This window comes from Halorubrum sp. DM2, assembly GCF_901686465.1.
Classification (GTDB): Archaea; Halobacteriota; Halobacteria; order Halobacteriales; family Haloferacaceae; genus Halorubrum.
On sequence record NZ_LR594487.1, the window covers coordinates 1,844,075 to 1,870,375 of the forward strand.

21 protein-coding genes, 1 tRNA gene and 1 pseudogene are annotated in these 26,301 nt (G+C 68.4%); 8 read left to right on the top strand and 15 right to left on the bottom strand.

All coding sequences use genetic code 11. From position 1 onward, the window contains the following. Positions 1-52 precede the first annotated feature (52 nt). Together QOL69_RS09405 and QOL69_RS09410 are read left to right on the top strand one after the other, a co-directional pair. Positions 53-667 (top strand): beta-class carbonic anhydrase, encoded by a 615-nt coding sequence (locus QOL69_RS09405; protein WP_283402958.1) that lies wholly within the window; start codon positions 53-55, stop codon positions 665-667. A 160-nt stretch (positions 668-827) separates the two neighbouring features. Further along, positions 828-2,009 carry a DNA cytosine methyltransferase gene (locus QOL69_RS09410; RefSeq protein ID WP_195155773.1) on the top strand — a complete coding sequence of 394 codons (1,182 nt, stop codon included), beginning with the start codon at positions 828-830 and terminating at the stop codon, positions 2,007-2,009. A gap of 30 nt (positions 2,010-2,039) precedes the next feature. On the opposite strand, the gene QOL69_RS09415 is transcribed toward QOL69_RS09410, so the two are convergent. The 8 genes from QOL69_RS09415 to QOL69_RS09450 form a co-directional block, all read right to left on the bottom strand. After that, a tRNA-Pro gene (locus QOL69_RS09415) sits at positions 2,040-2,110 on the bottom strand. Positions 2,111-2,198: 88 nt separating this feature from the next. Next, positions 2,199-4,253 (bottom strand): DEAD/DEAH box helicase, encoded by a 2,055-nt coding sequence (locus tag QOL69_RS09420; RefSeq protein ID WP_283402959.1) that lies wholly within the window; start codon positions 4,251-4,253, stop codon positions 2,199-2,201. Positions 4,254-4,389: 136 nt separating this feature from the next. Then, entirely contained in the window at positions 4,390-4,920 is a 531-nt protein-coding gene (locus QOL69_RS09425; protein ID WP_048078419.1) for a 50S ribosomal protein L16, read from the bottom strand. Between the two features lie 128 nt (positions 4,921-5,048). Next, complete coding sequence (gene nucS, locus QOL69_RS09430; protein ID WP_283402960.1) at positions 5,049-5,891, bottom strand: endonuclease NucS; 843 nt, start codon at positions 5,889-5,891, stop codon at positions 5,049-5,051. 55 nt (positions 5,892-5,946) lie between these two features. Next, entirely contained in the window at positions 5,947-6,096 is a 150-nt protein-coding gene (locus QOL69_RS09435; protein ID WP_195155772.1) for a hypothetical protein, read from the bottom strand. 100 nt (positions 6,097-6,196) lie between these two features. Then, complete coding sequence (locus tag QOL69_RS09440; protein WP_283402961.1) at positions 6,197-7,486, bottom strand: adenosylhomocysteinase; 1,290 nt, start codon at positions 7,484-7,486, stop codon at positions 6,197-6,199. A 116-nt stretch (positions 7,487-7,602) separates the two neighbouring features. Beyond that, complete coding sequence (locus QOL69_RS09445; RefSeq protein WP_283402962.1) at positions 7,603-8,916, bottom strand: DNA primase; 1,314 nt, start codon at positions 8,914-8,916, stop codon at positions 7,603-7,605. Positions 8,917-9,595: 679 nt separating this feature from the next. After that, the gene (locus tag QOL69_RS09450; protein ID WP_283402963.1) at positions 9,596-10,918 is read right to left on the bottom strand and encodes an amidohydrolase; all 1,323 of its coding nucleotides are present in this window, start codon (positions 10,916-10,918) and stop codon (positions 9,596-9,598) included. Between the two features lie 206 nt (positions 10,919-11,124). On the opposite strand from QOL69_RS09450, the pseudogene QOL69_RS09455 reads away from it, so the two are divergent. The 3 genes and pseudogenes from QOL69_RS09455 (at position 11,125) to QOL69_RS09465 (ending at position 13,378) form a co-directional block, all read left to right on the top strand. Then, positions 11,125-12,345: pseudogene (locus QOL69_RS09455) on the top strand (LEA type 2 family protein). 70 nt (positions 12,346-12,415) lie between these two features. Beyond that, on the top strand, positions 12,416-12,823 hold the full coding sequence (locus QOL69_RS09460; protein ID WP_283402964.1) for a dihydroneopterin aldolase family protein: 408 nt from the start codon (positions 12,416-12,418) through the stop codon (positions 12,821-12,823). Between the two features lie 57 nt (positions 12,824-12,880). Continuing rightward, positions 12,881-13,378, top strand: a complete 498-nt coding sequence (locus tag QOL69_RS09465; protein ID WP_283402965.1) for a DUF7974 family protein — start codon at positions 12,881-12,883, stop codon at positions 13,376-13,378. A 619-nt stretch (positions 13,379-13,997) separates the two neighbouring features. Here the strand turns inward: QOL69_RS09465 and QOL69_RS09470 are convergent. The 6 genes from QOL69_RS09470 to QOL69_RS09495 all read right to left on the bottom strand — a co-directional run bounded on the left by QOL69_RS09470 (position 13,998) and on the right by QOL69_RS09495 (position 22,213). Further along, a complete protein-coding gene (locus QOL69_RS09470; protein WP_048077521.1) occupies positions 13,998-15,356 on the bottom strand; it encodes an ABC transporter ATP-binding protein in 1,359 nt (452 codons plus the stop codon). Continuing rightward, entirely contained in the window at positions 15,353-16,474 is a 1,122-nt protein-coding gene (locus QOL69_RS09475; protein WP_048077520.1) for an ABC transporter ATP-binding protein, read from the bottom strand. The genes QOL69_RS09470 and QOL69_RS09475 overlap by 4 nt, the downstream gene beginning before the upstream one ends. A gap of 1 nt (position 16,475) precedes the next feature. Then, a complete protein-coding gene (locus QOL69_RS09480; protein ID WP_048077519.1) occupies positions 16,476-17,462 on the bottom strand; it encodes an ABC transporter permease in 987 nt (328 codons plus the stop codon). After that, positions 17,462-18,457, bottom strand: coding sequence for an ABC transporter permease (locus tag QOL69_RS09485; RefSeq protein ID WP_255331281.1), 996 nt, complete (start codon positions 18,455-18,457; stop codon positions 17,462-17,464). Before QOL69_RS09485 ends, QOL69_RS09480 begins: the two co-directional genes overlap by 1 nt. A gap of 219 nt (positions 18,458-18,676) precedes the next feature. Further along, positions 18,677-20,311, bottom strand: coding sequence for an ABC transporter substrate-binding protein (locus QOL69_RS09490; RefSeq protein WP_283402966.1), 1,635 nt, complete (start codon positions 20,309-20,311; stop codon positions 18,677-18,679). A gap of 246 nt (positions 20,312-20,557) precedes the next feature. Next, a complete protein-coding gene (locus tag QOL69_RS09495; protein WP_283402967.1) occupies positions 20,558-22,213 on the bottom strand; it encodes a GTPBP1 family GTP-binding protein in 1,656 nt (551 codons plus the stop codon). Between the two features lie 150 nt (positions 22,214-22,363). Here QOL69_RS09495 and QOL69_RS09500 point away from each other — a divergent pair, with 150 nt between their 5' ends. Then, positions 22,364-23,212, top strand: coding sequence for an HFX_2341 family transcriptional regulator domain-containing protein (locus tag QOL69_RS09500; RefSeq protein WP_283402968.1), 849 nt, complete (start codon positions 22,364-22,366; stop codon positions 23,210-23,212). A 346-nt stretch (positions 23,213-23,558) separates the two neighbouring features. Continuing rightward, on the top strand, positions 23,559-24,530 hold the full coding sequence (locus tag QOL69_RS09505) for an arsenic resistance protein (RefSeq protein ID WP_283402969.1): 972 nt from the start codon (positions 23,559-23,561) through the stop codon (positions 24,528-24,530). Positions 24,531-24,574: 44 nt separating this feature from the next. On the opposite strand, the gene QOL69_RS09510 is transcribed toward QOL69_RS09505, so the two are convergent. Further along, positions 24,575-25,606, bottom strand: coding sequence for a transcription initiation factor IIB (locus QOL69_RS09510; protein WP_283402970.1), 1,032 nt, complete (start codon positions 25,604-25,606; stop codon positions 24,575-24,577). A gap of 163 nt (positions 25,607-25,769) precedes the next feature. Between QOL69_RS09510 and QOL69_RS09515 the strand changes: the two genes are divergently transcribed. Then, entirely contained in the window at positions 25,770-26,291 is a 522-nt protein-coding gene (locus QOL69_RS09515) for a DUF7858 family protein (RefSeq protein WP_283402971.1), read from the top strand. Positions 26,292-26,301: the final 10 nt, after the last annotated feature.

A 26,301-nucleotide genomic window follows, 5' to 3' on the forward strand; every position in this document is an offset into this window, starting at 1 on the left:
ACGAACCGAGGTAGCGCAACCGACCCCTCTCCGGCCGACGTATCGGGTATCGATGTCCGATCACGATCACGACGATCACGACCACGACACCCACCACGAACACCTCGAAGCCGCCGTCGACGAGCGCGACGACTGGGCGCGCCGCCGCCGAAAGGGGATTCCGACCGACAAGAACCTCCTCGTCGTCGCCTGTATGGACGAGCGCATCCCGATCGAGGAGGCGCTCGGCATCGACCTCGGCGACGCGCAGGTGTTCCGCAACGCCGGCGGCAAGGTGACCGACGACGTGATCCGGTCGGCCGCGCTCACGACGAACTTCTTCGACACCGACGAGATCGTCGTGATCAACCACACCGACTGCGGCATGATGAGCGCCCCCGACGCGGCGATCCGCGACGGGCTCGCGGCGCAGGCCGGCGACCTCGACGACGCCGACCTCGACCCCTCGCTGCCGGAACTCACCATCGGTGACGCCGACCTCCTCGACTGGGTGAAGATGACCGACGACATCGACGCGGCCTGCGCCGCGCAGGTCGAGTACCTCCGCGAGTCCGCGTTCATCCCGGACGACACGACCGTCTCCGGCTACGTCTACGAGGTCGAGTCCGGCGAACTCCGCCGCCCCGACGAGCGGATCGCCGAAGAGATCAGCGAGCGACGGGCCTGAGCGTCCGACGCGGTTGATCCGACCGTCCGGCTGCGACGCTTCGATCGACCGACGAGACGACCCCTGCCGCCGCACCGGCCGAGGTGTGACGTTTTTATGCGCCCGCGGCGAACCCCGTCACGAATGGACCGAGTACGCGCGCCCGCGTTCGAGCGAGGTGATGTCGGTGGGCGCTGACGGCGATTCTGCCTCCGGATCTGACGCCGCGACCGACGCCACCGACGCGCCCGTCGTCGCCGGCTTCTTCTCCGGCTGTGGCGGGCTCGACTTGGGCTTCGAACGGGCCGGCTTCGACGTCGCGCTCGGGAGCGACCAGTGGGAGCCGGCCGCCGAGACCTACCGCCGAAACTTCCCAGACGTGGAGTTCGTCGATGAGGACGTCCGCGAACTCGACGCCGCGGCGATCCGCGAGTCCGTCGAGCGCGCCGGCTACGACCCCGGCGGGGTCGACGTGGTGATCGGCGGCCCGCCGTGTCAGGGCTTCAGCCGGCTCAACAACGAGCAGATCGAACTCGACGAGATGGAGAAGGACCGGCGGAACACGCTGTTCGAGGAGTTCCTCCGCGTCGTCTCCGTCCTCGAACCCCGGCTCGTCCTGATGGAGAACGTCCGCGACCTGATCAACCGCCAGACCAGCGACGACCGGTACGTGAAAGACCTCATCGTCGACGAGTTCGCGGCCCACGGCTACAAGTGCGAGTACCGGGTGCTGGAGGCCGAACAGTACGGCGTCCCCCAGAAGCGCCGCCGGATCTTCTTCGTGGGCACCGACCGCGACGTTCCCATCCGGTTCCCGGAGCCGACGACCCCGGAGGGGAGCTGGCGCACCGCCGGCGAGGCGCTCGCGGACGCGAGCGACGACCTCCCGAACATGACGTACGCGAACACCGGCGAGAAGACGCTCGAACGCATCCGTCACGTCCCGCCGGGCGGCTACTACCGCGACCTCCCCGACCGCCTGAAGACAAAGAAGTACCGCTGCGACTGCGAGGACACCGACACCTGCCCCCACGAGCCGGAGATCGTCAAGCGGTACGGCACGTACCTCCGCCGGCTCCACCCCGAGGAGCCGTCGCTGACGGTGAGCACGAACGTCTTCATCCACCCGAGCGAGGACCGCTACCTCACGCCCCGCGAGATGGCGCGGCTCCAGACGTTCCCCGACGAGTTCGCCTTCGAGGGGACGAAGACCGACGTGCTGAAACAGATCGGCAACGCGGTCCCGGTCCGACTGGGCGAGGAACTGGCGCGCCAGCTGCTGGAGTACTTTCCCGAGGTCCGCGACGCGCCGCCCGCCGACCCCGACGTGTACGAACAGCAGTCGCTGACTGACTTGGCCTGACTTTGGTTCGGTAGTCGCGGAAAACGCGTATGGGGCCGCTGAGAGTCGAACTCAGGTCCACTGCACCCAAGGCAGCGAGGATACCACTACCCCACGGCCCCTCGCCTCACACTACCCGCATGAGTCGCTAAAGCGTTTCGTTGCGCGGGCGGGGGACGCCCCGTGTCGCCTCGCTCTGAACGCCCCCGATCACTCCTCGTCGTCGCGCCGTTCGAGGTCGGCGACGATGTCGTACGGGTCGGTGCCCTTCCGCACCGAATCGAGGATGAAGAACGCCTCGTCGGGCGCGAGGAAGTGCCTGGTGACGCCCCGACCGAGCGGCGTCGGCTCGAAGCCGTCGATGAAGTTCCACTCCAACAGCCTCCCGAGCGCGTGCTTCGTCGGGACCTCGCCGATCATGCGATCGTTGAGGCGCTTCGCCTTCTTGCCCGCGACGACGACGTTCGCGAGCGTCTCCTCGGCGGCCGCGGTCTCGTCGTAGTGGGTCGCCACGTCCTCCATCTCGCCTTTCAGGAGGGTGAAGGCGACCTCGTCCTCCGTGCGGTCCATCGAGCCGTGGTAGACGCCGTCGGGCTCGACGAGGAGGTAGACGCGGCCGCGGTCGTGGTAGTCCGGCCGGCCGGCGCGGCCGAGCATCTGGGAGAACTCCTGAACGGAGAGCCACTCGATCCCCATCGCCAGCGAGTCGAAGATCACCTGCGAGGCGGGGAAGTCGACTCCGGCCGCCAGCGCCGCGGTGGTGACGACCGCGGAGAGATCCTGGTCACCGAACTGCCGTTCGACCTTCTTCCGACGCTTGTAGTCGAGCCCGGCGTGGTACGGCGTGGAGTCGTACCGGAGCTTGCGGCTGATCTCGTGACAGCGCCGCCGCGAGTTCGTGAAGATGATCGTCTGGCCGCGGTACCCCTTCGACGACTTCGTGTCGAACTCCCGTTTGACGAGCTTGTCCGCTATCTGCGCCTTCTCGCGGCTGTCGGCGAAGGTGACGTGGCGCTCGATGGGGACGGGGCGCTCCTCGTACTCGATGAGCGTCGCCCGGAGCTTCTTCGCGAGCCATTCGGGGTTCCCGACGGTCGCCGAGAGGTAGACGAACTGGGTGCCGTCGTAGCCCGAATGCGTCTCCATCCGGTTCTCGCTGTAGTACTTCAGCCGCGAGATGAGGCCGTCGAGCCGGTGGCCGCGCTCGCCCTCCTTCAGGGTGTGGACCTCGTCGATGACGACCGTCCCCACGTCGCCCAGATCCTTCCCGGTCCGGAGCGCGTGGTCGATTCCCTCGTAGGTGCCGACGATCACGTCGGCGTGCGGGTCGAACCGGTTGCCGTCGTCGTTCACCCGCGAGGAGCCGACCCGGATGGACACGTCGAGCAGGTCGCCGTAGCGGTCCTCGAAGTCCTCGTGTTTCTGGTTTGCGAGCGCGACGAGCGGGACTAAAAAGAGGAGCTTCCCGTTCCCCTTCAGCGCCCGGTCGATCCCGGTCAACTCTCCGACGAGGGTCTTCCCCGTTGCGGTCGCCGACACGACCAGCTGGTCGTCGCCGTCGAGCAGGCCGTTCCGCACGGAGAGGCTCTGGACGGGGAGCAGCTCCTCGAACCGCCCTTGGAGCTTCGCGGACAGGTCCGAGTGGAGGTCCAGGTCCTCGGTTCGCACGGGACTCACGTCGTCGACGTTCGCGGAGACCTCGTCGTACTTCGTGAGGTCGGGGTCGAGTCCGCCCTGAAGGAGGCTCACGATCCGGTCTAAGTCCCCGGACTCGTACAGCAGCTCTTCGAGGCGCTCCTCGGCCGCGCCCGTGAACTCGCCTTTGTACGACAGCTCCCGCTCCAGCTCCCGCCGGGCGCAGTCGCGGCAGATCAGCTCGCCGTTGTGTTCGACCGCCTCCTCGCTCGTGATCGGTCCGTACCGCCCGTCGCTCGCGCACCGCCGGCAGGTCCGCACGGTGAGCGACTCCAGTTGGTAGCCGTCGAGCATCGCCTCCAATCGCTTCCGGTTCTCGGGCGTGGTCTGCTCGGAGACCCGGATGCGGTCGGCCGCCCGCGCGAGGTCGACGAACTCGTCCGGCTGCCGGGGGTGGTCCTCGCCGTCGCGGATCACCCGGAACTTCGCCGGACGCGGGCCGGCGGACGTATCCTTGAGTTCGAGCCGCCCGCGGAGCACGCGGTTCCCGTCGCGGTTCGCGACGACGGTGTAGTCGCTCCGCGACTCGTGGAGGAACAGCGTCTCGACCTCGGCCAACTGCTGTGACACTGCCGTTCGGTACGCGAGCGAGGTATTTCAGGAGTTCGGCTCGGGGGTCGCGCCCGTGGTTCCACGTGCGCGGCGGCGCAGCTACACGAACGGGTCGCACCGAAAAGAACCCGCCTCACGGACGGGGAGAGCGGTCCTACGAGACGAGCAGCTTCTCGCCGCGGTCGACCGTGATCCGGCACGGCGGGGAGAGCTTGTTGTACGCGCGGCGGAACGCCTCCTTCACGACGGACGCCTGCTCGACGTCGCAGTACGCCGTGAAGACGACGTCGTCCTTGTTGAGCCGGGCCGCGGTGCCGACCGGCTTGCCGAACGCCTGCCGCATCCCGTCGGAGACGCGGTCCGCGCCGGCTCCGGTCGCCTGCTTGTTCTCCCGGATGACCTGGTGGGGGAACTTCCGGAGGGTCATCTTGTAGTTGCCCTCGCCGAGCTCCTTGATCAGGTGGCGGTTCGCCGAGAGGCGCGCGCTCTCCAAGGAGCCGTGTCGCACCTGAAGCTCCTCTTCGACGCGGAGGCTGATCTGGACGGGGTAGTCGTCCGGCTCGGCGGTGAGGTCGCCCATGTTGTGCTGCGCGATCTTCGAGCCGGGAATGCCCGTGATGTACTCGCGGCGGGTGTACGACGGCTTGTCGATCGTCCGATACATAGAGGCGGGTTTGTCAGACATGGCTACTTGTCCGATGTAGCCGCCGCTGCGTCGATAAAGCCTTCGATAGCGAGGCGTTCCCGTCGGCCCGTTCGGCGTCGACGAGGGCGCTCGCCCCGATCGCGGTGCGTGTTGACACGCCGGTCGGCTCACTCCGTCGGCGTCGGTTCGAGCGCGACGTGGTCGAATCCGCGGTCCGCGAGACGCTCCGCGGCCCGGTCGGTTATCGACGGCGCGACGAGGATTCCGCGGACCGCGGTGACGCCGTCGTTCCCGGGGTCAGCGTTGTTTTCGGCGTCGAGGTCGCTTTCCGGATCGTTCTCGATGTCGGGGTCGTTCTCGGCGTCAGCGGTGCCGTCGGCGGCAGCGGCGGACGCTCCGACGCCCAACTCCTCCTCCATCGCCCGCACGTACCGCGCCAGTTGTCCCACCGCGTCCGGGCCGACCCGGCGACGCTTCAGCTCGACGACGACCGGCGTCTCGTCGGCGTCGACCCCGAAGATGTCCATCGGACCGGCGCTGGAGGGGCGTTCCGTCTCCCTCGGCTCGAATCCCGATTCGACGAGGTCGGGGCGCTCTAAGATCCGGGTTCGGAGATCCTCCTCGCTGCCGTGGAGGTCGAGGTCGCGGCCCCCAGTCACGGCCATCGCGGAGAGCTGGTGAACGTCGGAGAAGCGGACCGTCAGCGTCTCGTCGGGGTTCGACCGCGTCGAGACCACGCGGAGCCGGCCGTCGCGGACCGCGGCGCGGTGTTCCGACCCCGGCGGCTGCCAGTTGACCGGCTGGCGGCCCTCGTCGGTGTGGACGAGGGCAGCGCCGTCCGGCTTCAACACGAGCAGGCGGTCGCCGGCCCCCAGATCCGAGGCGGCGCGGCCCTCGTACGAGACCGTACAGCGACCGAACACGCTGATCAGGTCGCCCCGCTCGAAGGCGTCCTCAAGTTCCCAGAGGGACTCGCGGTGGCTCGGGTCGTGGACGCTCGTGACTGTCACTGGACCCCGTAGGCGGTCGCGGCTGAAAAAGGGCGCGCGCCGGGTCCGCTTCGCTTCAGTCGCTCCGCCGCGACACCGCGATGCCGGCGACGAAGAGCACCGCCCCGAGCGCGAAGGCGGCGATGCGAAGCGTCGTGTCCGAAACGAGGATTCCGGCCAGCACCGAGACACCGAATCCGGCGTGTAACACCGCAGTCAGGTTCATGAACCCGATACGGCCGCGTCGCACAAAAGGTGGTCGAACGGGACCGAACCGATCAAACCGAGGCGTCCGATCGGTCGACTCCGGTCCCCGTCTGGTGGCGTTACGTCCCGTGCTCCCAGCTGCCCATGTACTCGCGCTGCTCGTCGGTGAGGTCGTCGTACTCGACGCCCTCGGCGGCGAGTTTGATGTCCGCGACCTCGCGGTCGAGCTCGTCGGGTACGTCGTGGACGCCGGCGTCGTAGCTCTCGCCGTTGGCGGCCAGTTCGCGGACGACGACCGCCTGAACGCCGAAGCTCTGGTCCATCACTTCGACCGGGTGGCCCAGCGCGATGGGCGCGGCGAGGTTGACGAGCCGGCCCTCTGCGATGACGTTCAGGACGCGGCCATCTTCCATCTCGAACCCCTCGACGCCGTCGCGGACCTCGTAGCGGTCGACCGCGAGGTCGTCGAGGTGATCGAGGTTCACTTCCACGTCGAAGTGGCCGGCGTTCGCGAGCAGGACGCCGTCGTTCATCTCCTCGAAGTGCTCGCGGGTGATCACGTCGCGGTTGCCGGTCGTCGTGATGAACACGTCGCCCTTCTTCGCCGCCTCGACCATCGGCAGCACCTCGTATCCCTCCATGTGGGCTTCGAGCGCCTTGCGGGGGTCGACCTCGCAGACGATGACGTTCGCGTTCTGGCCGGAGGCCTTCTTCGCGACGCCCTTCCCGCACTGGCCGAACCCGCCGACGACGACGTTCTTCCCGGCCCACGAGAGGTTCGTCGTCATCGCGATGGTCGCGAGCGACGACTCGCCCGTGCCGTGGACGTTGTCGAACAGCTGTTTCATCGGCGTGTCGTTCACGGCGAAGACGGGGTAGTGTAACTCGCCGTCGGCGTCCATCGCGCGCAGGCGGTCGACCCCCGTCGTCGTCTCCTCGGCTCCGCCGACGATGGAGTCGATCAGGTCAGGGTACTCCTCGTGGACGAGCTTCACCATGTCCATCCCGTCGTCGACGGTGATGGTCGGCTCGTGGGCGATACAGGCGTGCATCGCGTCGTAGTACTCCTCGTCGTCGACGCCGCGGACCGCGTAGGAGGTGATCGACTCGTGGGTGTCGAGCGCGGCCGACACGTCGTCGTGCGTCGAGAGGGGGTTACAGCCGGTTATCGCGACCTCGGCTCCGCCCTCGGCGAGCAGTTCGACGAGGTTCGCGGTCTTCGCCTCGACGTGCATCGCCATCGCGATCGTCTCGCCCGCGAGCGGCTGCTCGTCGACGAAGTCGTCGCGAAGGGCGTTGAGAATCGGCATGTGCTGGAGCGCCCAGTCCATCTTCCGGCGTCCCTCCTCTCGGGCGGTTTCGACGTCAGAGAGGTGCTTTGACACCGGCGGATACGCGGTTTCGCTCATACCACTTGGTTCGCTCACGGCGCACTAAACCCTGCCGACACCGGTCTACGCGTGAAAAAGGAGCGCCGTCAGTTCGTCGGCGTCCGCGCGACCGCGCGGACGGCCAAGTCGGGTCGTCAGTTACCGCCCGGGCCGCCGGCGTGGTCCGGCGGGCCGCTCTCGCCGTCCTCGTCGTCTTCGTCGTCCGCGTCGTCGTCATCGTCGTCGTCTCCTTCCGCGTCGTCCTCTTCCCCGTCCTCTTCTTCCGTGTCGTCCGCTTCGGTCTCGTCGTCCTCGGCGTCGTCACCGTTCGGGCCGGCGTGGTCCGGCGGGCCGCGCTCGCCGTCGTCGCTGCCGTTGCCGACGCCCTCGGGCGCGTTGCCGGGCGCGTCGCTGGCGTTGCCGTCGTCCTCGTCGTCACCGGCGTCGTCCGAGGCGTTACCGGGGTTGTTCTCCGTCGCGAAGTCGGAGACGGCCGCGCCGATACCGCCCTCGCGGTCGCTGATGTTCTCGATGAAGTCGCGCATCAGCTGACCGAACGGCGTTCCCGCGGAGTCGTCTTCCTCGTCGTCGTCGCCGGCCGTCAGCTCGACCGTCGTCGAGGCGCTCCGGTTGTCGTACTCGGCGGTCACGTCGACGGTCACGTCCTCCTCGGCGGCCGGAAGCGTCACGGTGCCGTTCGCGTCCGTCTCGTACTCGCCCGTCCCCGCGTACGAGGCGTTCTCGTCGGCGTCGTCCGCGAGGGCGACGCCGACCGTGGCGTTCTCGACGGGGTCGTCGTCGTCGCTGACCGTGACGACGGGTTCGTCGTCGGTGTTCTCAACGTCGAGTTCGAGCCCGTCGGGCGCTTCGAGGTCGACCGTCGTCGAGACGCTCCGGTTGTCGTACTCGGCGGTCACGTCGACGGTCACGTCTTCCTCGGCGGCCGGAAGCGTCACCGTGCCGTTCGCGTCCGTGTCGTACTCGCCCGTCCCCGCGTACGAGGCGTTCGCGGGGTCGGCGACGCTCACGTTAACCGTGGCGTTCTCGACGGCCTCGTCGTCGTCGGTGACGGTGACGACCGGCTCGCCGTCGGCGTCCTCAACGTCGAGTTCGAGTCCGTCGGGCGCTTCGAGGTCGACGGTCGTCGAGGCCGTCTCGTTACCTGAGGCGACGGTCACGTCGACCGTGACGTCCTCCTCTGCGGCGGGGAGCTCGACGGTACCGTTCGCGTCCGTCTGATACTCCCCCGCTCCCGCGTACGATTCGTTCTCGTCGTCGTCCTCGTCGGCGACGCTCACGACGACCGTGGCGTTCTCGACTGCGGTGTCGTTCTGTGTCACCGTAACGGTCGGTTCGCCGTCCGCGTCCTCGACGGCCACTTCGAGGTGGCCGTCGGCGGCCGCGACGCCGGTCATCGCGCCGAGCGCGACGACCGCGATCAGCAGCAGGCTGGTGATGCGTTTGCTCATGTCCACTTGGGTCCAACCGCCGTTACCGTATAAAAAGGAGAGTCGCTTAACGCGGTTTAATCCGGTTTATTCTCGGGTTAGCGGGTTTGTGACGTCTGTTTGGAGTTTGGTGGCTATCTCGGGCGCGATTCGGGTAATTCGTGGTCGGTTCGACTCCGATCCGTCGTCGCGCGCGCTATCGAAAACTGGTATCGGTGAAAATCAACGCGCCACAAAAAACACCGCCGAAACCCTAGTCGCTCGATACTACGGAACCGACGTTGTGACCGAGACCGTCGAAGCCCCAGCCGCGAGGACTCGATGCGCTCGCTGTGGTCCTCAGTCGCTCGCTTCGCTCGCTCCTTGCGGTCCTTGCGTCGCGCGTCTTCGTCCTCGCGACTGCCCCTTCGAATCCCGCCCCTCCGGAAGACGTTCCTGCTCGCTTCGCTGCGCGGGCTGCGACTTCCGTGCTCCCGCTCGCTTCGTCGCCGGCGGCGAAGCCGCCGGCTGCCCGTGGCGCTCCGCGCCACGCTGCTCGCGGGAACGCACCGCGACCGCACCTCACGCCTCCCCAGCCTCGTCTGCGGCTCCCGTTGGTCGCCGCAGACTCCCTCGCGCGGCGCTGCTTCGCGGCCGCCGGTGGCGGCCGCTCGCAGGCGCGCGCCACCGCGAAAAAGATCGGAGCGACACGTCTTCCTTCTTACTCCGCCGCATCCACGCGGTCGACGAGGTCGCTCGCGGCCTCGGCGGCGCGCGCTTGGACCGCCTCGGCGTCGAGCGTCAGCACCTCGCGGTCGCGCATGAGGACTTCGCCGTCACACACCGTGTGGCGCACGTCGCTCCCGCGGGCCGCGTAGGCGAGGTGCGAGACGGGGTCGTGGACGGGCGTCAGGTGCGGGGCGTCGAAGTCGACGACCGCGAGGTCCGCGGCCGCGCCCGACTCGATCCGACCCCCGGGAAGGCCGAGGGCGTCCGCGCCGCCCGCAGTCGCCATCTCCACGACCGCCGCGGCGGGGACCGCGCTCGCGTCGTCCGCGGCGAGCTTCCCGAGCATCGCGGCGTCGCGCATCTCGTCGAACACGTCGAGGTCGTTGTTCGAGGCCGCCCCGTCGGTGCCGAGCGCGACCGTCACGCCCGCCTCGCGGAGGCGCTGGACCGGGGCCATCCCGCTCGCGAGTTTCATGTTCGAGGCCGGACAGTGGACCACCGCGGTCCCCGCCTCGGCGAGCCGGTCGATCTCCGAGCCGTCGACGTGGACGCCGTGTGCGAAGAAGTCGTCCGGGCCGAGCGCGTCGAGATCCTCGGCGTACGCGATCGGTCGCTCGCCCCGCTCGTCGACGATCGGATCGACCTCGTCGGTCGTCTCGTTCGCGTGGAGGTGGACCGGGATACCCGCCTCGCGCGCCTCGGCGATCCCCTCGCGGAGGTACTCCTCGCCGACCGTCGTCAGCGAGTGCGGCATGAACGCCGTGCGGATCCGGCCGTCCGCGGCCCCGTCGAGTTCGCGGGCGACGGCGAGGCTCTTCTCTACGTCCGCGCGGGCGTCCCCGTCGTCTTTGCCCACGGTGACGACGCCGTGGCCGAGCCGCGCGCGCAGCCCCGCGCGGTCGATGGCGTCCGCGACGCGGTCCATCGCGAAGTACATGTCCGCGAACGCGGTCGTCCCCGACCGGATCATCTCGACCGCGCCGAGCTCCGCGCCCGCCTCGACGTCGTCGGGCGTCAGTTCGGCCTCCGCCGGCCAGATGTCCTCGCGGAGCCACGGGTCGAGCGGCTTGTCGTCGGCGTACCCGCGCAGCAGCGTCATGGCGACGTGCGTGTGCGCGTTGACGAGTCCGGGGATCACGAGGGAGTCCGACGCGTCGAGCGTCTCGTCGGCGGTCGCGCCGACGGCGTCGTCCACCTCGGCCGGCGACCTGACGGCCTGGATCGTTCCCTCGTCGCGGTCGACCGCGATATCGGCCCGTTCGACCCGCCCGTCGGGGCGAAGCACCCGCCCGCCGGTGACGCGGAGGTAGTCCATGTCCGTCCGTTCCGTCCCCCGCACCAAACGCCTTCGGTTCCGATCGCGCCGTCTTGTGTCGCGGTCCCGTCGCCGTCTTGTGTCGCGGTCCCGTCGCCGTCTCGTGTCGCGGTCTCGCCGCCGTCTCGTGTCGCGGTCTCGCCGCCCTCTCGCGGCTCGGCGTGACCGAGCGACACGACTTTACGAGTCGCCGGGAGTCCACCGGTATGACACCCAGCGGCGTCCTGTCGGCGCTGACCGCGGGAAAGCTCCGGATCGCGCTCGTCGGGCTGGCGGTCGCCGCCGCCGCGGTCGGCGGGGCGTTCGCGCTCGGCGTGTTCGGCGTCCCGAGCGTCGCCGGCGTGAACAACTCCTTCGGCGACGTGACGAACGAGACTACCGTCGTCGAGACCGATCTGGTCGTCTCGAACCCGAACCCGGTCGGGATCGGACTCGACGGCGTCTCGATCGACTACGCCGTCTCGATGAACGAGATCCGGATGGCCAACGGCACGCGCGACGGGATCGCCGTCGCGTCCGGTAACTCGTCGATCGGATTCGAGAGCCGCCTCCGGAACGACGCGATCCCGCCGTGGTGGGTGAGTCACGTCGAGAACGACGAGCGGACCACGGTCGGCATCGACGCGACGATCACCTCGGACCTGCTCGGCTGAAGCACGGAACTCACCCGGACACGAGAGATCGAGACGGACCTGATCGGCGCGTTCGACTCCGAGGAGACCCGACCGGTGAACGCCGACGCGCCGCTCGTCGACGACCCCGTCCTCTACGTCAACGAGACGCGCGGCCAGTGGGGGACCGTGAGCGAGACCGAGACCCCGATCGAGATGGAGTTCGACGTGTACAACCCGAACTTGGAGCCGTACGCGGTCACGGAGATCGGCTACGACCTCACGATGAACGGCGTCGAGATGGGGTCGGGGTCCACCGAGGAGGAGTACGTCATCCCCTCGTACGGTTCCGAGACGGTCGAACTCACGGCCGCGCTCCGCAACGAGCGCCTCGACGACTGGTGGGTGACCCACCTCGACGAGTCGGTTAGCGGTCACCAGGTGAGCGACCTCCGCATCGAGTTCTACGCCGTGGTCGAACTCCCGGGCGGCGAGCGGATCACCGTCCCGCTGGACGCGCTGACCTACGAGGAGACGATCGAGACCGACATCTTCGACGAGGGACTCCACGGGGAGAACGGGACCGACGCGGGCGACGCCGACGGATCGGGCGACTCCGGCGACGGCACGACCGAGGGCGGAAGCGCGAGCGACGGCGAGAACGCGACGGACGACGGCAACACGAGCGACAGCGACAACACGACAGACGACGGCAACACGACTGACAGCGGTAACACCACGGACGACGGAAACACGAGCGACGGCGGTTCCGGTGACGGCGGCGACGACGGACTGCTCCCGCTGACCCTCGGCTGACCCGGCCGACGGTACGCCTCTCTCCGGCTGCCGTCAGAACCTTCTTGACCGCCCGCGGCCGCGTTCTGACATGGCAAGCGACGCCCAGCAGGCGTGTTTCGAGGCCGGGATCAAGTTCGGCTCGCTATACCACCAGTTCGCCGGCACGCCAGTCAGCCCGTCGAGCGCGCGGAGTCTGGAGGCAGCGATGGCGGAGTCGATCGAGAACCAGCCGTACTGCGAGGCGGTCGACGTCACGATCCATGACGACCGCGTCGCCGCCGATATCGACCACGAGAACGGCTACACCGAACTCACCGGCTCGCTGATGGACGTCGAGATGCGGATCGACTACGAGGGCGTCGCGGTCCGCACGCGGATGGAGATGGAGGACGGCTACCCGCTGATGAAACTGGTCGAGGTCGACGACGGCGGCGATCCGGCACAGTCCGGCGAGGGCGATCCGGCACAGTCCGGCGACGCCGACCCGAACGCTTAGTACCGCGACCCGCCTACAGCGAGCCGAACCGCCGATTTCACGGTTTCAGAGACCCACATGGTCGACAGACGCCACGACGCCTCGACGGACCGCACCGGCTTCGACGAGACGAAGAACTACCTCTCGAACGCCCTCGGGCGCGTCGTGCCGCGCTCCGTGGCGCGCCGGGCGGTCGAGGTGACCGTCAGCACGGACGCCGCCGAGTACGCGCCCGACGAGCCGGTCGCGATCACCGTCGCCATCCGGAACCGCCTGCCGGTCCCGGTCGAGGTCCCCACGTCCACCCGCCGCTCGTGGGGCTGGGCGGTCGACGGCGTCACGGAGGCCACCGACGAGCGGCGCTACGTGCGCGACGAGGAGTCCGCGCTGTCGCTCCGGGCCGGCGAGACGAAGCGGGCGACGGCCACGTGGAACGGTCGTCTCCGCCGTACCGCCGGCGACGGCCTCGACCGCTCGGTCCGGGCCGAGCGCGGGGACCACACGATAACCGCGTTCGTCCCGGTCCCCGACGCCGGCGAGCGCCACGAGGCAACCACGGAAATCCGCATCCGATAGCCCCCGAACGCCGGTCCGCCGTGGTCGGTTCCCGGACGAATTGGCGACGTTGAAATCCTGCGGAGTTGGTGGTTTTACAGCCCGGATCGCTCAGCACAGGTGACGTAGTGATTGATCCGCTGAACTTAGTGCGGTGGCGCGTGCCTCCGAGGCCGCACCGCGGCCGAGGAGCGCCGCGCGAGGGAGTCGACCGGTCGAAGCGAAGCGGAGACCGGTCGACGAGGCTGGGGAGGCGTGAGGCTGTGCGGTGCGGGGCGGGACTCGAAGGGGCAGTCGCGAGGCTGACAGAGGCGACGCAAGCACCGCAGGAGCGAGTGAAACGAGCGACGAGGAGCGTGGTTCGAGACGCCTTCGGCGTCTCGTCATCACGAAAGGCGCTTTGCGCCTTTCGAACGACAGCGAGCGTCTGTCCGCCTCGCGACTGGGGCTTCGGCGGTCTCCGTTGTGAAGCCGTCCTCGACAAAAATAGTCAGGTATAGCCGAGCGGCTGGGACTTCGGTAGTCGTGTCGATCCGCAATTTATAACCGCCCTTCAGCGATCAGCCGTTTCAGGCGAAACGTCTCTGAAAAGAGGATCCCAACAAAGCCGGCGAACTATATCGTGGAAAAGCGAGCGCCGCTAGTCGTCCGCTTCCGGTCTGCCGGCCCGCACACCGTCGTCGAACGCGCTCTCGTCTACGGCCGCGGCGACCGCCTCGTCACGCCGCAGGTGACACGCCGCGTAGTGGCGGTCGTCGCCGAGTTCCGACCCCAGTTCATAGGCGGGGTTCGAGGTCGCGCAGACGCTCTCGTCCGTGAACCGCTCGGCGAGGAGCCGTTCGGCGTCGTCCCACTCGTCGCGCTCGATGTGCCCGAGCGCCTCGTCGAGCAGGGTGCCCGCGTCGCCGCTCGGCGTCGCGTCGTCGAAGTACCGGCCGCGGAGCGCGTTCGGGTCGGTCTCCTCGAACGCCCGGCGCTCGACCGCCCGCTGGAACTTCACGACGTTCCGCCACGCCTCGTCTGTCATGTCGTACTCGTCCGGCTGGATCACACTCGGACACCGCGTCCGGAACCGACAGCCGGAGGGCGGGTCGATCGGGGAGGGTACGTCGCCGGACAGAAGCGCCTTCCGCCCGCCGCTCCTCGGATCCGGAACCGGAATCGCATCGAGTAACGCCTTCGTGTACGGGTGTTTCGGGTTCTCGAACAGCTCCTCCTTGTCGGCCAGTTCGACGACCTCGCCGAGGTACATCACCGCGACGCGGTCCGAGATGTGCCGGATGACGCTCAGGTCGTGCGCGATGAACAGGTACGTCAGGTCGAACTCCTCCTGTAGCTCCTCCATCGTGTTGAGCACCTGCGCCTGAATCGAGACGTCGAGGGCGCTCACCGGCTCGTCGCAGACGATGAAGTCGGGGTTCACCGACAGCGCACGCGCGAGGTTCACGCGCTGGCGCTGCCCGCCGGAGAACGCGTGGGGGTAGCGGTTGTAGTGTTGCGGGTCGAGTCCGACCTTCTCTAACAGCTCCTTCGCGCGCGCCTCGCGGCCCTCCTCGTCGAGCATGCCGTGCGCCTTCATCGGCTCCTCGACGATCGGTCCGACCTTCATCCGCGGGTCGAGCGAGGACTGCGGGTCCTGAAAGATCATCTGCATGTCCTTCCGCATCCGCCGCAGCGGCTCGCCGGACAGCGACGCGAGGTCCTTCCCCTGGAAGTAGACGCTCCCGCTCGTCGGTTCCAACAGCCGGAGGACGGTGCGCGCCAGCGTCGACTTCCCGCAGCCGGACTCGCCGACGAGCCCGAGCGTCTCCCCCTCCTTGATGTCGAAGCTCACGCCGTCGACCGCGCGGACGTCGGAGGTGGACCGGCTGACGTACGGGAACTCGTCGTCGAGTTGGACGCCGGCAAACAGCCCGCTCTCGTTGTCGAAGTGCTTGCACAGGTCGCGGACCTGTAACAGCGCCTCGGGGTCCGACTCGGGCGGCCCGACCTCGCTCATTCCGCCTCACCCCCGGTCTCGGTGAAGCCGGCGGAGAAGCCGCCGGCCGCCTCTGCCTCCATCGGCGGGCTCTCGTCGTACCCCACGTCGAACGCGTCGTGTTTCACGCACGCGGCCGCGTGGCGCGCTTCTCCCTCCTCGTTCAGATTTCGCGGCTCGGGGTGGACCTCGCGGCACACCTCCCGGGCCTCGGGGCACCGGGAGTGGAACCGACAGCCGGCGGGCGGGTCGATCGCCTCCGGCATCACCCCCTCGATCGGTCTGAGCTCGTCGACCGTCCGGTCGGGACGGGGCATCGAGTCGAGCAGCGCCGTCGTGTACGGGTGTTTCGTGTCGTAGAACAGGTCGTCAACCTCGGCCTGCTCGATGATCTCGCCGAGGTACATCACGTTGACTCGGTCGCAGATCTCCGCGACGACGCTCATGTCGTGGGTGACCCAGATGAAGGAGGTGTCGTACTTCTCTTGGAGGTCGGTCACCATCTCCAAGATTTCGCCCTCGACCGTGACGTCGAGCGCGGTCGTCGGCTCGTCGGCGATGATGAGATCCGGCTGGCAGGCGAGCGCCATCGCGATCAGCACGCGCTGTCGCATCCCGCCGGAGAACTGGTGCGGGTACTCGTCGTACCGCGACTCGGGTGCCGGGATCCCGACCTCCCTGAGCATGTCGATCGCCTCCTCTTTCGCCTCGTCGGCGTCGAGGTCGCGGTTGATCTCGATGAACTCCCGGAGCTGTCCCCCGACCGTGAACACGGGGTTCAACGACTCCATCGGGTCCTGGAAGATGATCGCGATCTCGCGGCCGCGGATCCGCTTCCGCATCTCGTTTTCGGTGAGCATCTCGTCGCGCGGCCGCAACTCGCCGTCGTCGTCCTCTTCGAGCCCGAAGATCGTCTCGCCTTTGAACTCGATCTCGCCGCCGACGATCTCGCCGGGGCTGTCGACGAGCCGGAGGATACTGGAGGTCGCGACGGATTTCCCGGCACCTGACTCGCCGACGAGCCCGACGATCTCTCCCTCATGAACGTCGAAGGAGATGCCGTCGACGGCGCGGACCGTTCCGTCCTCGGTGAAGAACTGTGTCTTGAGATCGCGTACGCTGAGTAGTGGTTCGCTCATGTCAGTTGTTTATCCGCGGATCGAGGGCGTCCTGTAGGCCGTCGCCGAGAATGTTGAAGCCGATGACGGTGATCAGAATGGCGATGCCGGGGAAGATGCTGAACGTCGGCGCGGGGAGCATGTACCCCCGCGAGGCCGACAGCATCTGTCCCCACGACGGCGTCGGCGGCTGCGCGCCGAAGCCGAGGAACGAGAGCCCGGCCACGATGAGGATGCTCACCCCGACCTGAAGCGTCGCTTGGACCAACACCGGCGCGAAGCTGTTCGGGATGATGTGCCGGAAGATGATGTTGCGGTCCTTCACCCCGGCGGCCCGGGCGGCCTCGACGTAGTCCTCCTCGCGGATGGAGACGACCCGCGACCGGATGAGCCGGTTGAACACGGGGATCGCCGTGATCCCGACGCCGATCATCGCGAACGTGAGGTCCCGCCCGAACGCGGTCATGAACGCGATGACTAAGACGAGGAACGGGATCGCGTAGATGGTCTCCGTGACCCGCTGGAGCACGTCGTCGATCCAGCCGCCGTAGTAGCCGGAGACCGCGCCGATGACGGTGCCGCCGCCGAGCCCGATCGCGGTCGCGAGGAAGCCGACCGTCATCGCGATCCGGGTCCCGTAGATGGTCCGCGCGAGCAGGTCGCGGCCCCGGTGGTCGGTCCCGAGCGGGTGTTCGAGCACGCCCTGCCCGAACTGGTTCTCCATGCCGACCGGCGGGAGCAGCCGCCGGACGTTCTCCGGGTCGGTCTCGGGGTTGTACAGCACCGCCTCCGCGATCGCGTAGTCGAGGACGTAGTAGTCGAACGCGGCGAAGATCGCGACGAAGGTCATGAACCCGACGATGTAGGTCCCGATCCGCGCCGTCGTGTCCTGTCTGACCTGTTTCAGGGTGTACCGGAGGCCGACTCGGGCTTCCACCTCGTCCGGCCCGCCGCTCTCGTCGGCCCCGTCCGGCGTGTCGTCGTCCGAAGTTGCGCTGTTTATCGACATCAGTCTTCACCGTAGGTGACCCGCGGGTCGAGGTAGCTGTACGTGATGTCCGTGACGATTACGCCGATCACGTACACGAACCCGAACACAAGCGTCGTCCCCATGATCAGTTCGTAGTCTTGGTTGTTTATCGCCGTGATGATCAGCCGTCCCATCCCCTGAATCTCGAAGACGGTCTCCGTGAGCACGGCACCGCCGAGGGCGGTCGACAGTCCGAGACCGATGATGGTGATCACCGGGAGCTGTGCGACCTGGAACGCGTGTTTGCGCACGATCGTCGACTCGGGCACTCCGTACGCCCGGGCGAGCTTGACGTACTCGCCTTGAAGCGAGTCGACCATCGACGAGCGCTCGATCCGCGTGATCTGTGCCATCTGGAGCGTTCCGAGCGCGATCATCGGCAAGAAGAGGTGGTGTACCGACTGGCGGAGCACCTCGAACTGCGTCGCCGCCCCCCGCACGTCAGCCGGGTTCGCCCACGGGAGGATGAGTCCCCGCGCGGGGAACCACCCGAGATAGAACGCGAAGACGATGATCAACACCAGTCCGATCCAGAACGACGGCGTCGAGACGCCGATCAGCGAGACGATCCGGGAGACGTGGTCGGCCGGCTCGTTCCGCCGCTTGGCCGAAAGCACGCCTAACGGGATCGCCGTGACGATCGCGAACGCGAACGCGGACAGCATGAGCAACAGCGTCACCGGCAGCCGGAGCATGATCATCTCCAAGACCGGCCGGTCGTAGTAGATGCTGAGGCCGAGATCCCCTGTCAAGACGCCGGAGAGGTACGTGAAGTACCGGACGTGTATCGGCCGGTCGAGACCGTACCGGGCCCGGATCGCCTCGACCTGCTCCTGTGCCGGCGTCGGTCCCAGCATGATCTCCACCGGGTCGCCGGGGATCTGGTTTGCTAGGAAGAAGGTTATCGTCACGATACCTATCAGTACGGGTATCGCCTGTGCGAACCGTCGGAGTGTATACCGAAGTAAACTCACTGTCGTGGATCTCTCGTTGCTTCGATTCGGTCTTTGCTGTCGCTTATCCGTTTCGCTCCCGCCGACCACCAAGACGGTGACCGCGGACGGCCGCCGAACGCGTCGACGACGTCCCGAAGGGCTCGCGTCCGGCCGCATCCGCGCCGCGATCCATCCACCGTCGCGACGCGGTTTCGTCGTGGTTCCGACGCGATTCGTTCCGTTCGTCTCCCGACTCGATTACCGGGACACCGTAGCGTCGTCCAGCTGGATCTCCGACGAGATCGGGTGTGCGCTGAAGCCCTCCACGGCGCTACGGACTCCGTAGGAGTTGTTCAGGTTGTACGCCGGGATGTGGACGCGCTCCTCGAGCAGCGTCGTCGTCGCCTCGATGTAGAGCTGCCGGCGCTCCTCGCGGTCGGCGGACTCGCGGGCCTGCGTCAGCTTCTCGGAGGCCTCGTCGTACCCGTGGAAGGTCCCGTTGGTGACGCCGTCCGTCTCCTGGCTCAGCAGGTTGTACACGAACGCGTCCGGGTCCGGGCTGCCCGACCAGCCGAGCGTGTACATGTTGTACTCGTCCGCGCTGTTCGGCCCGTCGTCGCTCTGGTACGCCTCGGTGAACGTCCCCCAGTCGAGTCGCTGGACCTCGACGTTGTCGAAGCCGGCGTTCTGGAGGCCGTCGCCGATGCTGATACCGATCTGTTCGCGCTTGTCGTCCGGCGGAACGATGATCCGCCAGTCGTAGTCCATCGAAACGCCGGCCTCGTCGAACAGCGCCTGCGCCTCTTCGAGGTCCTGTCCGTGGGAGATCTCGGACCACTCGTCGACCGGGAAGTTCCACTCCTCGGAGATAGACGACGGGTACGGGCTGTACTGTCGCACACCGGACGGCTCGACGAAGTTCTCGACCGCCTGATCCATCGAGAAGCAGTAGTCGACCGCCTCGCGGACGAGGGGGTCGCTCGTCGGACCGTTGGCGCAGTTGAACGCGAGGTAGAAGTATCCCACACCCGGTTCCTCGGTGATACTGGCGTTCTGGTTGCTCTCGACCGTCTCGTACAGCTGGGGCGGAATGGTCTCGATGACGTCGACGTTCCCCGTCTCCAACTCGGTGACGCGGGTCGTCTGCTCCTCGATGGGGTCGAACTCGATCTGGCCGATCTCCGGGAGGTTGTCGCTGTCCCAGTAGTCGTCCCACCGCTCGACGGTCGCGTAGTCCTCAGGCTCCCACTCGACGAGCTGGAAGGGACCGGAGCCGACCGGGTCCTGATTGTACGCCTCGGTGTCCTCCTGACGCACGGAGGCGTTGACGACGCTGCGCACCATGGCGATCGTGAACGCGCCGTAAGGGTACGAGAGATCGAACTGAGCCGTGTACTCGTCGATGGCCTCCCCGCTGTCGATCATGTTGACCTCGGGGGCGTTCTCGGTCTGCTCCTCGACGGGAGCGAGCATCGTGTGGACGACGTCTTCCGCGGTGACGGGGTCGCCGTTCTGGAACTCGGCGTCCTCGCGCAGCGGGACGATAAAGCGGGTGCCGTCGCGCTCGACCGTCGGCATCTCCGCGGCGATCTTCGGCTCGATGCCGACGCCCTCGCCGTACTCGTAGATACCGTCGAAGAGCTGTCCGGTGATCTGGGCGGACGGGACGTCGTTCATGACGATCGGGTCCATGTCGAGCGGCCCCTTCGCCTGCGAGAAGTACAGGGTCGGACCGCTGCTGCCGCCGTCGCCGCCGTCGCCGCCGTCGCCGCCGTCGCCGCCGTCGCCGCCGTCGCCGCCGCCGGTACACCCGGCGAGCAGGAGGGAGGTACCGGCTGCCCCGCCGGCGAGGACCTTCCGTCGCGAAATGCGTTGTGTGTGTTGTCGACGCATACTGCCGAAGTCTTGTTTCTGTTTAATAAATATTTTGGCTCACGTTGTCCGTACGGTCATCTCTCCCCGCTGTGGTGCCTTTTTGTCCGTTGCGATACCCCGAACGCCGCTCGGATCCGAAGATAATCTGACAGGATCGCTGGCCGAAGGTCGCGAATCGGTCTCCGCGATGATGTCGAACCTCGATACCCGTCGGGAGGAGTAACCCGCATCCGGACGGAACGGGTGACTGGGTCCAGTTCGGTGTCAGCGGCCGTCAGAAGCCGGCCCCTCGCCCGTCTCTCCGACGCCCGTCACGGTTCCGACCCCCTTGCTCGACCCCTCGCGGAAGACGAACCGCTGCCCCTCCTCGATCAGGTACGGGCGGAACTTGAACCGGACGCGCGCCTCGCCCGTGTCGCCCGGGAGGAGCCGCCCCTCCTCCGGGAAGAACGCGGCCGCCTCCGACAGGGTTTCGAGGTGTACCACCGGCTCGTACCCCTCCTGGATCCGGGTCGGGTGGTTCAACACCATCACCTCGGCGTCGAACTCCCGGACCGGTTCCGGCTCGCTCCCCCGAGGCACCAAGGCCATCCCGCGTTCGATCTCCGCCTCGTCGACGCCCTTCAGCGCGATGCCGACGATCCGCCCCGCGGTCGCCCTGTCGACCCGGTGGTAGTGCATCTCGATCGACCGCACCTCCACCTCGCGGAACGACCCGTCGGGCATGGGACCGAGCAGGAGTTCGTCGCCGGTCTCGACGGTCCCGGAGTTCACCGTGCCGGAGGCGACCGCGCCCACGCCCGTCACCTTATAGCTCCGGTCGACGTACATCCGGAACGTCTCGCGGTCGGGCGTCGCGCGCTTCGGCAGGCGCTCGAACAGGTGATCGAGCGTCCCGATCCCGTCTTTCGTCACCGCGCTGGTCCGCAGCAGGGGGACGACGCCGTCGCCGACCTCCGCGACCGCGGTGTCGACCCCGTGGCGATCGACCAAAAGCGGCGTCTGCCCGGCGTCGCGGAGCATCGACTCGACCTCGCGTTCGACCTCGGCGAGCCGGTCGTCGCTCACCGCGTCCGCCTTCGTGACCGCGACGATGGTCGGCAGTTCGGTCGCGAGCAGGATTCCGAGGTGTTCTCGGGTCGTCTTCGTCGGCCCGTCGTCGGCGGCCACGACGAGGAGCCCGTAGTCGAGCTTCTGGCCGACCAGCCCGCGGATCGTCGTCCGGAGCCACGGCTCGTGGCCCACCGTATCGACGAACGAGACGAGGCGGTCCGCCGCCTCGACGACGCCGGCGCGGTCCGCCTTCCGGTGGGGGTTGTCCATCCGGACCGGCTCGTCGGCGTCGTCGTCGAATCCGTACACCGCGTACGAGAGGTCCGCCGAGAGACCGCGCTCGACCTCGTGGGGCTGGACGTCGAGGAAGCCGCGCGTGCCGCCCTGCCCATCGTCGGCGTGTCCGGTGACGAGTGTCCCCACGAGCGTCGACTTCCCGTGGTCGACGTGGCCGGCCGTGCCGACCACGAGGTGGTCCTCGTCGGCCTCGAACACGCCCCCGTCGCGCAGGGTGGCGAGCCCGACCAACCCCGCCTCGTCGGCGTCGCCCCCGTCGCCGGCGCTCCACGTCTCGACGTCGGCGATGTGGGCGTCCGCCTCGTCGGCCAGCAGCGAGAGCACGTCCATCGTCTCGGAGAAGCTCTCCGGGGAGACGCCCGCCAGCCCGCCGTCGTCGGTGACGCCGAGGACGTAGGTCGCCTCGCCGTCGCCGGAGAGCACGCGGTGACGAAGCTGGGCCACGAGCGACTCCATGCGCCCGTCGGCCAAGTGGACCTCGCGCGTCAGCCGCTCCTTGAACTCGATAGCGCCGCCATCCCGCTCGCCGCGCTCGATGGCCCGCCGGAGGGCGGACCGGTCAGCGCTCATGTCCGCACGTAGGCGACAGCCGGGCTTAACGGTTTTCGTGGTACGTGACCCCACGGCTCGTGATCGGTACCGAGCGCTCCGGAGCCGCGCCGGAAACCTCCGTCCGGCTCAGGGCAGGTGATTTAACCGACCGCCGCAGACAACGACGATATGGACACCTCGGTCCCCAGCGTCGCCGAACGGCGCGTCCACGTCGTCCCGCTCGGCTACGAGCGCGACCGGATCGTCGAACCCCTCCGCCGCCACGGTGCCGACGTCGCGTACCTGCTCGTCGACGCCCCCGACCGCGACGGCGAGCGCGGCGACGTGGACTTCGCGGCCGCGACGGCGAGCGACCCGGCCGACACCCGCATCGAACCCGACGAACTCACCGACTACCAGCGCGACGCGTGGACGGCCGTCGCCGAGTTCGCCGAGGTCCGACCGGTCCCGGTCGCGCTCGCGGACGTGTACGACGTGCTCGGCGTGACGACGACGATCTCCGCCCGCCATCAGGCCGGCGCGGCGGACGGCGACCGCCTCTTCGGAAACGTCTCGACCGGCCCGCGGATCGCCGCGGTCGGCGTCGCGATGGCCTGTATGATCGTCGGCGCGCGCCCCTACAGCGTCGAGCCCGAGCGCCACCGCCACGACCTCCGTGAGGAGCCGCTCACCGAGGGCGTCGAGCGTACCGTCGACCTGCCCATCTACCCGATGGACGCGCCCACGACCGACCAGGTCGCGGTGCTCGGTCGGCTCCACGACCGCGCCGAGGGGAACCTGACCACGGACAAGTGGAACCTGATCGAGTGGGCGCGCGAGCGCGGGCTGTCGTTCCTCCGCGAGGCGGGCGAGAGCCGGACGGCGAAGTACCGCGCGCTGGAGACCCACGTGCTCTCGCCGCTGCGCGAGCGCGGCTACGTCGAATTAGAGGACGTCGGCCGCTCCGACACCGTCCGGCTCACCGAGACCGGCCGCCGCGTCTTCTTCGCGTTCAAGCACAAGCTCGACGAGCGATAGCGCGGCCGACGAACGGGATCGAGGTCGACGAACGAACCAGAGCCGTCGAACCGTGCCCGGTCGACACGCACGACGCGACTCGTCCGACCTGATTCGATTGTTCGGTCTATCCGTACTATCGATAGCTAACGTAGAATTATCCCCCGCACGTGGATTTAGATGCGTGACGCCCGCCGGGCGGGCGGGGCATTCCCTCCGCTCCCTCCCCACCTGCTCGCTACGCGGTCCCGCTGACGCCGCCGCGCCCGCCCGCCGGTCCGTCACGAACCGACGGCTCTCCTGCCGTCTTTCACGCTTCTCCGAGCGATCCACACGCTTAGCATCCCGCGTCCGAACCCACGGGACGATGGACACCGTCGAGAAGTACCAGTCGGCGCTCGTCTTCGCCGCCATCGCCGCGGGGCTCGCCCTCGGGCAGGTCGACGGCGTCGCGCCCGTCGCGGACCGCCTCATCGTCCCGTTCCTGATGGGGATGCTGTTTGCCGCGTTCGTCGGCATTCCGCTGTCCCGGCTGCGGGAGGCGTTCGGGAACCGCCGAGTCGTCGGGTCGAGCCTGCTAGTCAACTTCGTCTGGAGTCCGCTCCTCGCGGTCGGACTGGGCGCTGTCTTCCTCCGCGACCAGCCCGCGCTCTGGATCGGGCTGATAATGCTCCTCGTGACGCCGTGTACGGACTGGTACCTCGTGTTCACGGACGTCGCCGACGGCGACGTGCCGCTCGCGACCTCCGTACTGCCGTACAACCTCGTCCTCCAGCTCGTGCTGTTGCCGGTGTACCTCTACGCGTTCGCGGGGACGCTGGTGGACCTGCCGCTCGCGCTGCTGGCCGAGAGCGTCCTCCTCGTGTTGGTCGTCCCGCTCCTCTTCGGGGCCGTCGCCCGCCGGTGGATCACCCGGAGAAAGGGGGCGACGTGGCTCAGGGAGCGGTTCCTGCCGCGGATGAGTCCGATCCAGGTCGTCTTCCTCGCGCTCGCCATCGGGGCGATGTTCGCGTCGCAGGGGGACGTGATCGTTGAGAACCCGCGCCTGCTGGCGCTGATGGCGGTTCCGGTCGTGCTCTTTTACGCGATCAACCTCGCGGTCGGGTTCCTCGCCGGCCGCCTGCTCTCCTTCTCGTACGGCGAGTTGGTCTGTTTCAACAACACTATCCTCTCGCGGAACTCCCCCACCGCGCTCGCCATCGCGGTCGTCGCCTTTCCGAACGAGCCGCTGATCCCGCTGGCGCTCGTGATCGGCCCGCTGCTCGAACTCCCGCTCTTGGGCGTCGTCTCGCAGGTACACCTCGCGGTCAGGGAGCGGTGGTCGGTCGAAGGGTCGTGATTTGACCTCCCGCCGTACTACTCGGCTCTCCCCCGAGTACCGGCTCACTCCTCCGTGAGGTCGACGTACGTCCGCCGGACGGTCACGGGCGTCACGTCGGCGACGTCGGCGGCCTCCTGCTGGGTACACTCCGCGTCCAACTCGCGCGCGGCGGTGTAGAGGCAGGCGGCCGCGACGCCGACCGGGTTGCGGCCGTTTGCGATCCCCTCCTCGACGGCGCGGTCGGCCAGCTCGCCCGCTCGGCGCTCGACGGCGGGGTCGCAGCCGAGGTCGCTGGCGAACCGCGGGAGGTACTCGGCGGGACCGGTCGGTGCGATCGGCAGGCCGAGTTCGCGGTTCATCGCGTCGAACGCCGCCTGATGCTCGTCCTCGCTCGCCTTCGCCTCGGCGCACACCTCGCCGACGGTGCGGGCCACGTCGGCGGTCCGGCAGGCGACGTAGACGCAGGCGGCCGCGAACCCCTCCAGCGAGCGCCCGCGGAGCAGGCTCTCCTCCTGCGCGGAGTCGAACAGCGAACAGGCGGTGTCGCGGACGCTGTCGGGTAGCTCCAAGACGCCGGTGAGCCTCCGGATCTCGGTGTACGCGTACACCTTGTTGCGGTCGCGTTTCGTCGAGATCTGCGCGCGGTTGTGCTGGGTCCGCATCCGGGCGAGCCGCCGCCGCTTGCGCCCCTTCACCTTCGTCGACCGACCGATCTCCGTCGAGAGCCCGCGGTCGTGCCGCGAGCGCGTCAGGGGCGCGCCGGTGCGTTTGGGGTTCGTGTCGTCGTCGTCGAACGACCGCCACTCCGGCCCGTGGTCGATCCGGTCGGCCTCGACGACGAGTCCGCAGTCGCCGCAGACGCGCTCCGCGCCCTCGACGCGCGTCCGACCGCCGCACTCCGGACACGTCTCGCGGTCGCCGGTCTCGTCGGCCGTCGCGGTCTCGCGGTCGCCGGCCTCGCGGTCGCCGGCCTCGCGGTCGACCGCCTCGTCGGCGGTCGCGGCGCGGTCCGTCGTCGCGGCGCGGTCGGCGGTCGCGACGTCGTCGGCTTCGGCGCGGGGCGTCCGGGTTCGGGTCGAGCGTGCTTCACTCATCACACGTCGAACTCCGGCCCGATCCCTTACTTAAACCCGGGCAGATCGGCGGTCGATCGGCCCGATCGCGACGCTCGAACCGACCGGTTATCGGTCGGTGATCCACCGACTCACCCCGCCGCAGTACGGTGGTTTTAACCCTCCGCGTCGAGCATCGGTTCGCATGACGCTGTCGGAGATCGCGGCCGGGGTCGAGGTGACCTCGCGCCAGCGCGATCGCGGGGTCGCCCTCGCGGACGACACGGAGACGCCGCTGGTCGACCGCCTGTCGGACCACGCCGAGTCGCTCCCGTGTACGCCCGAAGCGACCGCCACGCTCGTCGACGCCTACACCGCCGGCCGGAGCGTCGGCGACGCGGCCCGCGAGGCGGGCGTCTCTCCGATGACGGCCGCGAAGACCCTCCACCGGTGTGGCGTCGCGGGCGTCTGCCCGCTCTCCCCGACCGGGCGCGACGTCGTCCGCGACTGGCTCGCGGGCCGGACCTCGCGCAGCGAGGCCGTCGAACTCACGGGCGGCGACGAGGCGGACTTCGCGCTGGCGACGTACGTCGAGACGCACGACCCCGTCGACGCCGTCGCGGAGGCGGTCGACGCACAGGTCGCCGGCTCAGCGCCGCTCGGAGACGGACTCGGTGACGGCGGTCCCCTCGGCGACGCGCTCGGTTCCACCGACGGGCTTCGCTGATCTCGACGCC